Origin of the sequence: Falsiroseomonas selenitidurans (assembly GCF_012103215.1) — a bacterium.
In the GTDB taxonomy this organism is placed as follows: Bacteria; Pseudomonadota; Alphaproteobacteria; order Acetobacterales; family Acetobacteraceae; genus Falsiroseomonas; species Falsiroseomonas selenitidurans.
On sequence record NZ_JAAVNE010000085.1, the window covers coordinates 1 to 11,484 of the forward strand.

General features: G+C 73.2%; 9 protein-coding genes and 1 pseudogene. 5 read left to right on the top strand and 5 right to left on the bottom strand.

The window, feature by feature from the left end:
* A partial coding sequence (locus HEQ75_RS28575; protein WP_168035140.1) for an Rne/Rng family ribonuclease occupies positions 1-2,780 on the bottom strand: 2,780 nt, incomplete at its 3' end.
* An 839-nt stretch (positions 2,781-3,619) separates the two neighbouring features.
* On the opposite strand from HEQ75_RS28575, the gene HEQ75_RS26535 reads away from it, so the two are divergent.
* The 4 genes from HEQ75_RS26535 to aat all read left to right on the top strand — a co-directional run bounded on the left by HEQ75_RS26535 (position 3,620) and on the right by aat (position 9,416).
* The gene (locus HEQ75_RS26535; RefSeq protein WP_168035141.1) at positions 3,620-4,747 is read left to right on the top strand and encodes an N-acetylmuramoyl-L-alanine amidase family protein; all 1,128 of its coding nucleotides are present in this window, start codon (positions 3,620-3,622) and stop codon (positions 4,745-4,747) included.
* 167 nt (positions 4,748-4,914) lie between these two features.
* Positions 4,915-7,512, top strand: coding sequence for a penicillin-binding protein 1A (locus HEQ75_RS26540; protein ID WP_235962148.1), 2,598 nt, complete (start codon positions 4,915-4,917; stop codon positions 7,510-7,512).
* A 7-nt stretch (positions 7,513-7,519) separates the two neighbouring features.
* Positions 7,520-8,650: a peptide chain release factor 2 gene (prfB, locus tag HEQ75_RS26545; protein ID WP_168035142.1), complete on the top strand. Its 1,131-nt coding sequence runs from the start codon at positions 7,520-7,522 to the stop codon at positions 8,648-8,650.
* Between the two features lie 76 nt (positions 8,651-8,726).
* Positions 8,727-9,416, top strand: coding sequence for a leucyl/phenylalanyl-tRNA--protein transferase (gene aat / locus HEQ75_RS26550; protein ID WP_168035143.1), 690 nt, complete (start codon positions 8,727-8,729; stop codon positions 9,414-9,416).
* 52 nt (positions 9,417-9,468) lie between these two features.
* Here the strand turns inward: aat and HEQ75_RS26555 are convergent, their stop codons facing one another.
* Genes HEQ75_RS26555 through HEQ75_RS26570 form a run of 4 tightly spaced genes read right to left on the bottom strand, consistent with a single transcriptional unit; the run spans position 9,469 to position 10,973 of the window.
* A complete protein-coding gene (locus HEQ75_RS26555) occupies positions 9,469-9,831 on the bottom strand; it encodes a DUF2155 domain-containing protein (RefSeq protein WP_168035144.1) in 363 nt (120 codons plus the stop codon).
* Positions 9,828-10,046: a hypothetical protein gene (locus tag HEQ75_RS26560; protein ID WP_168035145.1), complete on the bottom strand. Its 219-nt coding sequence runs from the start codon at positions 10,044-10,046 to the stop codon at positions 9,828-9,830. Before HEQ75_RS26560 ends, HEQ75_RS26555 begins: the two co-directional genes overlap by 4 nt.
* Positions 10,043-10,588 carry an outer membrane lipid asymmetry maintenance protein MlaD gene (gene mlaD, locus HEQ75_RS26565; protein WP_168035146.1) on the bottom strand — a complete coding sequence of 182 codons (546 nt, stop codon included), beginning with the start codon at positions 10,586-10,588 and terminating at the stop codon, positions 10,043-10,045. The genes HEQ75_RS26560 and mlaD overlap by 4 nt, the downstream gene beginning before the upstream one ends.
* A gap of 28 nt (positions 10,589-10,616) precedes the next feature.
* Positions 10,617-10,973 (bottom strand): NADH:ubiquinone oxidoreductase subunit NDUFA12, encoded by a 357-nt coding sequence (locus HEQ75_RS26570; protein ID WP_168035147.1) that lies wholly within the window; start codon positions 10,971-10,973, stop codon positions 10,617-10,619.
* A 190-nt stretch (positions 10,974-11,163) separates the two neighbouring features.
* On the opposite strand from HEQ75_RS26570, the pseudogene HEQ75_RS26575 reads away from it, so the two are divergent.
* Positions 11,164-11,484: pseudogene (locus HEQ75_RS26575) on the top strand (hypothetical protein); the annotation flags it as partial.

Genomic DNA, 11,484 nt, shown 5'->3' on the forward strand with positions numbered 1-11,484 from the left:
TCATCCTCCGCCGAATCGCCGCCCTCCTCGGCCGCATCGGCACCGGATTCCGCCATCGGCTCGGCGCCTGCCTCCGCCACCGGCTGGCCGCCCGCCTCGGGCGCCGGCCGGCTGACGGGCAGGGCGTCGGACGCGGCAACGGCCTCGCTGCCAGGCTCGGCCTCGTTCTCCTCGCCCTCCTCGCCTTCCTCCTCGGCACCGCCGGGGCCGGTCTCGCCGGCCTGGCCCTCGACCCCGTCGCGCCGGCCGCCGCGGCGGCGGCGGCGGCGGCGGCGGCGGCCCTCGGCCTGCTCGGCGGTCTCCTCGGTGCGTTCAGCGGCCCCACGCTCGGCGCCGCGTTCGGTGCTGCGTGCCGGCTCCACCTCGGGCTCCTCAAGCTCCGCCTCGATCTCGGCGGGCTCCATCGGCTCGGGTTCCGGGGCGTAGTCCATGCGCAGCGCCGCCGGGCGTTCCGGCAGCGCGTCCGGGTTGGCGGCACGGGTGCGCTCGATGCGCAGCGCCGGTGGGATCAGCGTGTCATCCGGCTGCACGAGGACTCGCATGCCGTAGCGCTGCTCGATCTGGCCCAGCCGCTCGCGCTTCTGGTTCAGCAGCCAGAGCATGACCGGCATGGCGACATGCACCACGATCTCGGCGGCGCGGCGCTTGGCGCCTTCCTCCTCGATCGCGCGCAGCACCTGCAGGCCGCTGCTCTCCACGCTGCGCACCAGGCCGCGGCCCTGGCAGTGCGGGCAGGCGACATAGGCGTGCTCCACCACCGAGGGCCGCAGCCGCTGGCGCGACATCTCCAGCAGGCCGAAATGGCTGATCCGGCCGACCTGGATGCGGGCGCGGTCCTGCTTCAGGGCTTCCTTCAGCCGGCGCTCGACCTGGGCGTCATTGCGCGACGACTCCATGTCGATGAAGTCGATCACGATCAGGCCGGCGAGGTCCCGCAGGCGCAGCTGGCGCGCCACCTCGTCCGCCGCTTCCAGGTTGGTGCGCAGCGCCGTGTCCTCGATGTGCCGGTCGCGCGTGGCGCGGCCCGAGTTCACGTCGATGGCAACCAGCGCCTCGGTCTGGTTGATCACGATATAGCCGCCGGATTTCAGCTGCACATTCGGGCTGTGCATGGCGTCGAGCTGGGCATCGACGCCGTGGCGGGCGAACAGCGGCACGCCGTCGCGCACCGGCTTCACCTTGTTCACATGTGCCGGCATCAGCATGCGCATGAATTCGCGCGCATCCTGGTAGGCGTCCTCGCCCTCCACATGCACTTCCTCGACGTCCTTGCCGTAGACGTCGCGGATCGAGCGCTTGATGAGGTCCGCTTCCTCATAGATCAGCGCCGGCGCGGTGGAGGCAAAGGTGCGCTCGCGGATGCCGTCCCACAGGCGCAGCAGGTATTCACAATCCCGCTTGATCTCGGGCTTCGGGCGCTGCGCCCCGGCGGTGCGGACGATCAGCGACATGCCCTGCGGCAGGCCCTGCTCGTCGATGATCTCGCGCAGCCGCTTGCGGTCCCCGGCGGAGGTGATCTTGCGGGAGACGCCGCCGCCGCGCGGGCTGTTCGGCATGAGGACGGAGAAGCGGCCGGCCAGCGAGATGTAGGTGGTCAGCGCCGCGCCCTTCCCGCCGCGCTCCTCCTTCACCACCTGGATCAGCATGATCTGGCGGCGCTTGATGACCTCCTGGATCTTGTAGTGGCGCAGGAAGCGCGGCGGGATGCGGCGCTCGCGCGCGTCATCCTCGGTGCTGCCGCCGACCACCTCGGGCGGCGGGGCATCGGCGTTGCCGACGCTTTCCACCTCGTCATCGTTCCGCTCCGCGCCCCGGTCGCCACGGTCACGGTCGCCACGGTCACCCCGGTCGCCACCGCGGTCGCGGTCGCCCCGGCTGCGGTCGCCGCGGCCACGGCCACGGCCGCGGCCCTGGCGCTCGGCCCGCACCCGCGGCGCGGCCTCGGCCTGGGTCTCGCCCTCGGCCTCCGATTCGGCACGGCCGTCGTCCGGGCCGTTATCGTCCTGGCCGCTGTCGTCCTGGGCGCTGTCGTCCTGGCCATTGTCGTCCTGGCCGCTGTCGTCCTGGCCGCTGTCGTCCTGGCCGCTGTCGTCCTGGCCATTGTCGTCCTGGCCATTGTCGTAGCGGAAGGCCTGCGCCCGGCCCTCGCGCTCCTGCTCGTCGCGGTCCCGCTCGTCCTGGCTGCGGTCGTCGCCGTCCCGATCGTCCTGGGCCCGATCATCCTGGGCCCGGTCGTCCTGGCGCGCTTCCTCAGCGTCGTCCTGGTCCCGCGCCGGCGCCCCGGCTTCCTGCGGCGCCTCGGCCTCCGCGGCGCCATCGGCCGGCACGGCAGCGGCCTCCGGCTGGACAGGTGCCGCGCCGGCGGGCTCGTCCCGCAGGGCATGGGGGGCCTCGCCGGGCTCGGCGGCCTCGGCCTCCAGCGCGCTGGTCAGGGCGCCATCGGCGTCGCGGGCGGCCTCCTCGGCCTCCTCGCGTTCCTGTTCCTCGCGCGCCTCGGCCTGCTGCATCTCGATCAGGCGCTGCCGGTCGGCGACGGGAAGCTGGTAGTAGTCCGGGTGGATCTCGCTGAAGGCGAGGAAGCCGTGGCGGTTGCCGCCATATTCCACGAAGGCGGCCTGCAGGCTGGGTTCCACCCGCACCACGCGGGCCAGGTAAATGTTGCCCTTCAGGGGCATCTTGTTCGCCGACTCGACGTCGAAGGCTTCGAGCCTGGTGCCGTCCAGCACCACCACCCGTGTCTCTTCGGGGTGGGATGCGTCAATCAGCATGCGCTTGGTCATGGAGGAGAGGACTCCGCACCGCGCTGCCCAGGGGGTTCGGGTCGGCGGCGGCGACAGGTGGTGGCGGGGCCCGAGACGCGGCGGATCGGCGGCAGGATGGCGTCCATGCGGCGGCGATCGGTCCTCGTCGCGGTGGGCGGCCTGGGGCGGAGCCCCGGGCGAAGCCCGTTGGGTTCAGTGGGGCCGACGCGTCCGGGGAAACTCCCCAGACCGACCGGTCCCGGCGGGCGCGCCTCGCGCTGCCCCGGAAACCCTTCGGCCGGCGCGCCCCCGGGCCGCGCACGCGACGTGCGATTGGCCATTGCGGGGCGCCGGTCGCAGGCGCAATCGGGCGGGCGGCAGGCATGCGGGGTGCGTCCGGTCCGGGTTGGAAGGAACGGGACGTCCGCGCAGGCACCGCGCCGGCGGGGTGGCATCGCGGCACCTGACGAAACGCGGTGGCGGGCAGATCGCCCACGCACCATGCCAGGACTCCGGCCTCAGAACCCGATGACCCTTCCACCGCGGTGACGCGGGCGGATGCGGAACCAGGCGGCCGCGCGACACGCAAACCCAGCCGGCGGCGGTTGCCACCGGGGCAGGTCACCATAGGCGCCCCGGCCGCCATCCACAAGGCGCCGCGGCAGACCGATGCAGCAGGGCCACACCCGCAGGCGCACGTGCCGGTTGCGATCTATTCGCTGAACCACCCTCTCAAGTTGCGCTGGCAAGTGGCGGGCCGGATGTGGCATTCTCCCTGCCATGGCCGGCACCGGGGGGTGGTCCGGCCGGGCCGCGCCGGGGGGCTGGCGTGGCCAGGCGGCCGTTTCCGGCCGTCATTTGCAAGGGGGGCCCTGCCCATGTTCGGTCGCCGTGCCCTGGCGAGCCTGCTGCTTGGCCTGGCAGCGCTGCCCGCGCCGCGGGAGGCGCTGGCCGCCGTCACCGGCGCAACGCTGGAAGCCGATGGCGCGGTCACGCGCCTGGAGTTGCGCCTGCCAGCGGGCGCGCGCTGGCGCCTGCTGGCCGCGCGCCGGCCCAACCGCCTGCTGCTGGAGACGCCGGGAACCCCCTGGCGGGCCGCCAACCGGCTGCGCGCCGCCGGCCGCGTGCGCGCGGCGCGGGTGGAGCGCGGGCGCCTGCGGCTCGACCTCAGCGGCCCGGTGGCGCTGCACAGCGCCCGGGAATCGGGCGGGCTGCTGGTGATCGAGCTGGTGCCCGGCACCGCCGCCGCCTTCAACCGCCTGGCCGCCGGCCATGGCGCGCTGGCCCAGGGCGGCGGACGCAGCCCCGCGGCCAGCCTGCCCCTGGTGGTGCTGGACCCCGGCCATGGCGGCCGTGACCCGGGCGCCATCGGCACCAAGGGCACCCAGGAAAAGCGCGTGGTGCTGGCCGCGGCCTTGCAGTTGAAGCGGGTGCTGGAAGCCGGCGGCCGCTGCCGCGTGGCGCTGACCCGCAGCAATGACCGCTTCGTGCCGCTGGAACAGCGGGTGCAATTCGCCCGCCGCCGCCAGGCCGCGCTGTTCGTCTCCCTGCACGCCGACAGCGCGCCAGGCGCCCGCGGCGCCAGCGTCTACACGCTCGGCAACAGTTCGGACCAGCTGGCCGGGGCGCTGGCGCAGCGGGAGAATCTGGCGGACCGCGCCGGCGGGCTGAACCTGCCCGCCGTGCCGCCGGAGGTGCAAGCCATCCTGATGTCGCTGGTCCGCGCGGAGACGCGAATCGGCAGCGCCCGCATGGCGCAGCGCGTGGTGGCGGAGCTGCGCCAGGATGTGGCGCTGCTGCCCAACACCCATCGCCAGGCCGGCTTCATGGTGCTGAAGGCACCGGATGTGCCGGCGGTGCTGGTGGAGATGGGCTTCCTGTCCGACCCGCAGGACGAGGCCGCGCTGCGCCGGCCGGAGCACCGCGCCAAGCTGGCCCGCGCGCTGGGCCGCGCCGTGCATGGCTGGCTGGCGCAGGGGCAGGAGGTCGCTTCGGCGCGGGGCTAGCGGAACGCCGCCGCCCACGCCGCGTCTTGTTTCCGCGCGGCCGGCCCGGCGCGCCCTGGCGCCGGGCCGGCCGCGACCCAAGATCGCCCCGCCAGGGGGCCTTCGAGCAGGGCTGCCTTTGACAGGCGGCATGTGCCGCCTGCCGCCAGACCGTGTATGGAATGCCGATGGACACGCACGACCTCCGCGCCGACGGCCCGATGGTGGGACACCGCCCGACCACCGCCTCGCCGGCGCCGGACCTCGCCGCCCCGCCGCCGCCGCCGCGCCGGCCGGGCAAGCCGCCGCGCACGCCTCGCCGCCGCGGCTGGTTCTTCGGCACCATGGGGATGCTGGCCAAGGCGCTGATCATCATCGGCGTCGCCGGCGGGCTGACCGGCGCCGCCGCGGCCTATGCGCTGTACCGCTCCGCCGCCGCGGAACTGCCGGATTATCGCTGGCTGGCGGACTACCAGGCCCCGCAGATGAGCCGCATCTACGCCGGCGACAGCCGCCTGATGGCGGAGCTGGCGCAGGAACGCCGGGTCTTCGTGCCGATCGAGGCGATTCCGCGCATGGTGCAGCAAGCCTTCGTCTCGGCCGAGGACCAGCGCTTCTGGTCGCATCACGGCGTCGATCCGATCGGCATCGCGCGCACCGTGCTGACCAACCTGGAACAGCTCGGCTCCGGCCGCCGCATGGCGGGCGCCTCCACCATCACCCAGCAGGTCGCCAAGAACATGCTGGTGGGCAATGACCGCACCGTGATGCGCAAGGTGCGGGAGGCGATCCTGGCGCTGCGCATCGAGCAGGCGATGCCCAAGGCGCGGATCCTGGAGATCTACCTGAACGAGATCTTCCTGGGCCAGCAGGCCTATGGCGTGGCCGCGGCGGCGCAGAACTACTTCAACAAGTCGCTGGACGAGCTGACCATCGCGGAAGCCGCCTTCCTCGCCGCCCTGCCCAAGGCGCCCAACAACTACAATCCGCAGCGCTACCCCGAAGCCGCCCGCGCGCGGCGCGACTGGGTGATCGAGCGCATGGCGGAGGATGGCGCGATGCCGGCGGCGGACGCCGCCCGCGCCAGGGCGGAGCCGTTGATCCCCCGCCCGACCCGCCGGCCGGACGTGGTCGCCGTCGGCCAGTACTTCACCGAGGAAGTGCGGCGCGAGCTGGTGGCCCGCTTCGGCGCCGACCAGACCACGATGGGCGGCCTGGTGGTGCGCACCTCGCTGGACCCCAGGCTGCAGGCGGAGGCCGAACAGGCGCTGCGCAACGGCCTGCTGGCCTATGACCGCCGGCGCGGCGGCTGGCGCGGGCCGGTGACGCGGATCTCGGCCAATGCCACGGAATGGCTGCCGGCGCTGCAGGCGCTGTCCCGCCCGCCCGGTGCGCCCCCCGAATGGCGCCTGGCCGTGGCGCTGGAGGTGCGTGACCGGGAGGCGCGGCTGGCCTGGCTGGAACGGCCGGATGCCCGCACCGCGGCGCAGCCGCGCACCGGCACGCTGAGCCTGGCCGACGTCGCCGGCTGGGCGCGGCCGGTGCGCGATGGCCGCATCGGCGGCACGCCGCGCCGGATGCAGGAGGTGCTCGCCCCCGGCGACGTGGTGCTGGTGGAAACCCTGCCGGGCACGCCGGCCCAGGGCCGCACCCCGGCGCGGCCGGAACGCCTGGCGCTGCGGCAGATGCCGGAAGCCGAGGGCGCCGTGGTGGCGCTGGACCCCAATACCGGCCGCGTGCTGGCCATGGTGGGCGGCTGGTCCTTCGAACGCTCCTGGTTCAACCGCGCCAGCCAGGCGCAGCGCCAGCCCGGTTCCTCCTTCAAGCCTTATGTCTACCTGGCGGCGCTGGAACAGGGCGTGCCGCCGAACCAGCTGCTGCTGGACGCGCCGGTGGAGCTGGCGACGCCGCAGGGCGTCTGGCGCCCGGGCAATTACGGCGGCGGCGCGCCGCAGGGCTGGGTGACCATGCGCAGTGCGCTGGAACGCAGCCTGAACCTCGTCACTGTCCGGCTCGCCCAGCAGGTGGGGATGCCGGCGGTGGCGGAAGTGGCGGCGCGCTTCGGCGTCATCCCCAACATGCCGCCCGTGCTGGCGATGTCGCTCGGCGCCGGGGAGACGACGGTGCTGCGCCAGGCGGCGGGCTATGCCAGCTTCGTGAATGGCGGGCGCCAGGTGGCGCCGACGCTGATCGACAGCGTGCAGGACCGCCAGGGCCGGCTGGTCTGGCGTACCGATGCGCGGGAATGCCAGGGCTGCGACAGCGGCCCGGCTGGCCCGCCGCCGGCGCTGACGGAAAATCGCCGGCAGGTCACCGACCCGGTGTCCGCCTTCCAGATGACCAGCATGCTGCAGGGCGTCGTGCAGCGCGGCACCGGCGCGCGGGCCGGGGCCGGGCTGAACCGCCCGGTGGCCGGCAAGACCGGCACCACCGACGACTACAAGGACAATTGGTTCGTCGGCTTCACCCCGGACCTGGTGGTGGCCGTCTGGGTCGGCTTCGACGAGCCGCGCAGCCTGGGCAACAACGAGACCGGCGGCAGCAATGCCGCGCCGATCTTCCGCGACGTAGTGGCCGCGGCGCTGGGCGACAGCCCGGCCCTGCCGTTCCGCGCCCCGCCCGGCGTGGCCCTGGTGCGCACCCAGCTGCCGAACGGCCAGACGATCTTCGAGGCCTTCAAGCCCGGCACCGAGAACAGCGCCCGCCCGCCGAGCGACCCGCTGGCCGAGGATGCGCCGGCCACCGCGGCGGCCGGCCTCGACAGCAGCCTTGGGGGTCTCTACTGAACCGGCCATGCGCGCCGATGCCGAGAACCTGAAAAGCCAGATCACCGAGGGCCTCGCCCTGCTGCGCGCCCATCTCGACTGGGATGTGGCGCTGCGGCGGCTGGAGGAGCTGAACGCGAAGTCCGAGGACCCCGCCCTCTGGGCCAAGGCGGACGCCGCCCAGGCCCTGATGCGCGAACGCAACCGCCTGGCCGCCCAAATCGAGGGCGTGCAGAAGCTGGAACGCGACGTCGCCGACGCGCTGGAGCTGATCGAGCTGGCGGAGGCCGAGGGCGATGCCGCCATCGCCGACGCCGCGGTGGCCGACATGCAGCGCTTCGCCGCCGAGGTGAAGCACCGCGAGATCGAGAGCCTGCTGTCCGGCGAGGCCGACAGCAACGATGCCTATCTGGAAGTGAATGCCGGCGCCGGCGGCACGGAGGCCCAGGATTGGGCCGAGATGCTGCTGCGCATGTACTCCCGCTGGGCGGAGAAGCGCGGCTACAAGATCGCCCTGACGGAACAGTCCGAGGGTGAGCAGGCCGGCATCAAATCCGCCACCCTGCAGGTGACGGGCCCCAACGCCTTCGGCTGGCTGAAGACCGAAACCGGCGTGCACCGGCTTGTCCGCATCAGCCCCTTCGACGCCGCCGCCCGCCGGCAGACCAGCTTTGCCAGCGTCTATGTCTACCCGGTGATCGACGACCGGATCGAGATCGAGATCAACCCGGCCGACCTGAAGACCGACACCTTCCGCGCCTCCGGCGCCGGCGGGCAGCATGTGAACAAGACCGAATCCGGCGTGCGCTTCACCCATATTCCGACCGGCGTGGTCGCGGCCTCGACCCAGGACCGCAGCCAGCACAAGAACCGCGCCATCGCCATGGAGATGCTGAAGGCGCGGCTCTACGAGCTGGAGCTGCGCAAGCGGGAAGCGATCAGCGACGCGGTGGAAGCCGGCAAGACCGATATCGGCTGGGGCCACCAGATCCGCAGCTATGTGCTGCAGCCCTACCAGATGGTGAAGGATCTGCGCACCGGCGTGGAGAAGGGCAACCCGGACGCGGTGCTGGACGGGGAGATCGACGATTTCATGGCCGCCGCCCTGGCGCTCCGCGTCGGCACCACGCGCTCCGAGGCCAGCGCCAAGGCAAGCTGAGCCCTCGCCTGCGGCCGGCGCCCGCGGCGGAACGTGAAACGCGATGCAACAGCCCGGCCTCGCGATTGCGGCCCGGATGCCGCATAGTGGCAGGGTGAGCCGGCGCCAGTTCGAGATAACGCCCGACCTGATGCTCCGCGCCTATCGCGCGGGGTTGTTCCCCATGGCCGAAACCCGGCGGGGCGACCGGCTGTACTGGCTGGACCCGGAACAGCGCGGCGTGCTGCCGCTGCGGGGCTTCCACCTGCCCCGCCGGCTGCGCCGCACCGTGCTGGCCGGCCCCTACCAGGTCACCACCAACCGCGATTTCGCCGGCGTCATCGCCGCCTGCGCCGCCCCGGCGGAGGGGCGGGAGGATACCTGGATCAACCCGGAGATCGAGCGCCTGTTCGGCGCCCTGCACGGCATGGGCCATGCCCATTCGGTGGAGGCCTGGCTGCCCGGGGAGGGCGGGCCGGAACTGGCCGGCGGGCTGTATGGCGTGGCCCTTGGCGGCGCCTTCTTCGGGGAGAGCATGTTCAGCCGCGCCCGCGATGCCTCCAAGGTGGCGCTGGTGCATCTGGTGGCGCGGCTTCGGCTGTTCGGCTTCACCTTGCTGGATGCGCAGTTCCAGACCACCCACCTGGCGCAGTTCGGCTGCCGCGAGGTGCCCCGCCAGGGCTACAAGCGCCTGCTGTCGGAAGCGGTGGAGGAACAGGCGCGCTGGGATGACGCGGTGGAGGCGGCGCTGGTGCGGGACGAGATCCTGAAGCTCGGCGAAAGCTGAAAAGGCGGGCGCGCGGCTGAAGGCCGCGCCGGCGTTGGCGGGGAACCGGTGCTCACCCGGGCCGGCATTCCAGGATGCGGATGTCGTAGACCGGGTGCAGCAGCATGTTCACGCCCGGCGCCTCGGCGAACATCCAGCCGCGGAACACCGGGTTGTTCTCCGCCGGGATCCGGCTGTCGCTGATCTCCATCCAGGCGGCGGCATCCGGCACCTCGTCCGGCGGCCGGGCGTGGCAGGCGCGCACGGTAATCGCCAGGCTGCCGAAGCGTTCCGGCTGGTTCAGCGCGGCGCGCAGCACGGTGATGCGCGCCGTCACCTTGTCCAGCGCCTGCAGCACGGCGACGCGCTGCGGCCGCCATTCCTGCGCCGCGGCGGGGACCGCCAGCAGCAGCAGCGCCAGGACCAGGCGCCTCATGCGCGCTTCGGGCTCGGCAGCGCGGCGACGAGGTCGGCCAGGATGCGCCGCATGGCGGCCTCGTCCACGCCCATCAGCACCGCATCCTCGAAGGCGTCGCGCAGCACCTGGGCGGCTTCCACATGATTCTCCGCCAGCACCTTCAGCTTCTCCCGGCACGACAGCGGCGCGCCATCGGCGCCGGGCCAGCTGGCCGGCGGGTCCAGCGCGCTCATCGGCCGGCGGGGGGCGTGCCCAGGGGAGCCAGGCCGGAGGGGGCTGCCGGGGCAGCTGCCGCGGGCTGGTCGGCGCCGCTGCGCGGCTGGCCCTCGGTCATGGAGAAGATGAAGCGGCCCAGCAGGCTTTCCAGGCTGATCGCCGACTGGGTGATGGTGATCTGCCCGCCATCGGCCAGCGTCTCATCCGCCCCGCCCGGCACCAGGGAGACGAAGCGCCCGCCCAGCAGTCCTTCGCTGGCGATCTCGGCGGAACTGTCCGTCGGCATCCGCAGGCTGGCGTCGATGCGCATGGTGAGGATGGCGAGGAAGGTCTGCGGGTCGATCCGCTGGTCCACCACGCTGCCCACCTTCACGCCGGCGACGCGCACATCGGCGCCCGGCGCCAGCCCGTCGATCCGGTCGAACTTCGCCGTCAGCGTCAGCGCCGGGCCGGAGAACCCGCCGCGGCCGCTGTTGGTGACGGCATAGGCGAGGAAGCTGAAGGCCACGAGCAGCACCACGGCGCCGGCCAGCACCTCGGCGATCGAACGGCCCTTCATGGCATGGCCTCCTGCACGCGGGGGTGGGTCACGAACCGGGGGTCCAGGCCTCGTAGTCGCCGGTGGTCACCGGGCGGCGGCCGCCGGCATAGTCGTGGCCCAGGGGATGCCAGGCATTGGCGGTGCCGGTCGGGTTCGGGCGGTGTTCCACCATCCAGGGGTGGCGCTTCGTCTCCGGCATCGGCACATCCGTGGTGTGATGCAGCCAGCCATGCCATTCCGGCGGCACCGAGGTCGGGTCCTGCGGCCCGGCGAAGACCACCCAGCGGCGCTTGCGGCCATAGGCGCGGTAGTCGGCGCGGGATTCGAAATAGACATTGCCGAAGCGGTCGGTGCCGATCTTGCGGCCGGACAGCGCTGAGGTCAGGCGCAGCATCAACGACATGGAGGGTCCTCTCGCCGGCCCCGGGGGCCACGCCCGGCGCCGCCGCATCATCTGCGGCGGCCGGCATTTTCGCACAAGCCGGGCCGCGGCGCAAAAGACGGTGTTGTCCACAGGATGTTGCGGGGTCACGACCGATCAGCCACCAGATACGGCTTCCGCAGGGGCGCAAGGGCCTTTAGGCTCGGCGCCCATGACCCATCCTGCCGGAACGCTCTGGGACCAGGTTGCGCTGTGGCGGGTGCGCGCCGCGCCGGACCCGGACGCCACCCCCCGCCCCATCGCCCTGCCCGTCGCCTGGGACGAAGCCGCCGCGGAGGCGCTGGCCGCGCTGGCGCCGGGCGCCGGCCCGGTGGTGCTGCCGAAGCTGGCGGAGGCCTGGATCGGCCGCCTCGCGATGCGCGGGCGGGAATGCGGCGTGCTGGCAGACGCCGTGGCGCAGGACGGCTTCGCCGCCGCGCTGCGCGCCCTGCTGCTGGCCCGGCGCGGCGCGCCGGGGGCGGCGGTGTGGCGC

Bases quoted from the DNA above. Each gene is read 5' to 3' on its own strand.
- HEQ75_RS26535 (WP_168035141.1), top strand. From the start codon at position 3,620: ATGTTCGGTCGCCGTGCCCTGGCGAGCCTGCTGCTTGGCCTGGCAGCG.
- HEQ75_RS26540 (WP_235962148.1), top strand. From the start codon at position 4,915: ATGGACACGCACGACCTCCGCGCCGACGGCCCGATGGTGGGACACCGC.
- prfB (WP_168035142.1), top strand. From the start codon at position 7,520: ATGCGCGCCGATGCCGAGAACCTGAAAAGCCAGATCACCGAGGGCCTC.
- aat (WP_168035143.1), top strand. From the start codon at position 8,727: ATGCCGCATAGTGGCAGGGTGAGCCGGCGCCAGTTCGAGATAACGCCC.
- HEQ75_RS26555 (WP_168035144.1), bottom strand. From the start codon at position 9,831: ATGAGGCGCCTGGTCCTGGCGCTGCTGCTGCTGGCGGTCCCCGCCGCG.
- HEQ75_RS26560 (WP_168035145.1), bottom strand. From the start codon at position 10,046: ATGAGCGCGCTGGACCCGCCGGCCAGCTGGCCCGGCGCCGATGGCGCG.
- mlaD (WP_168035146.1), bottom strand. From the start codon at position 10,588: ATGAAGGGCCGTTCGATCGCCGAGGTGCTGGCCGGCGCCGTGGTGCTG.
- HEQ75_RS26570 (WP_168035147.1), bottom strand. From the start codon at position 10,973: ATGTCGTTGATGCTGCGCCTGACCTCAGCGCTGTCCGGCCGCAAGATC.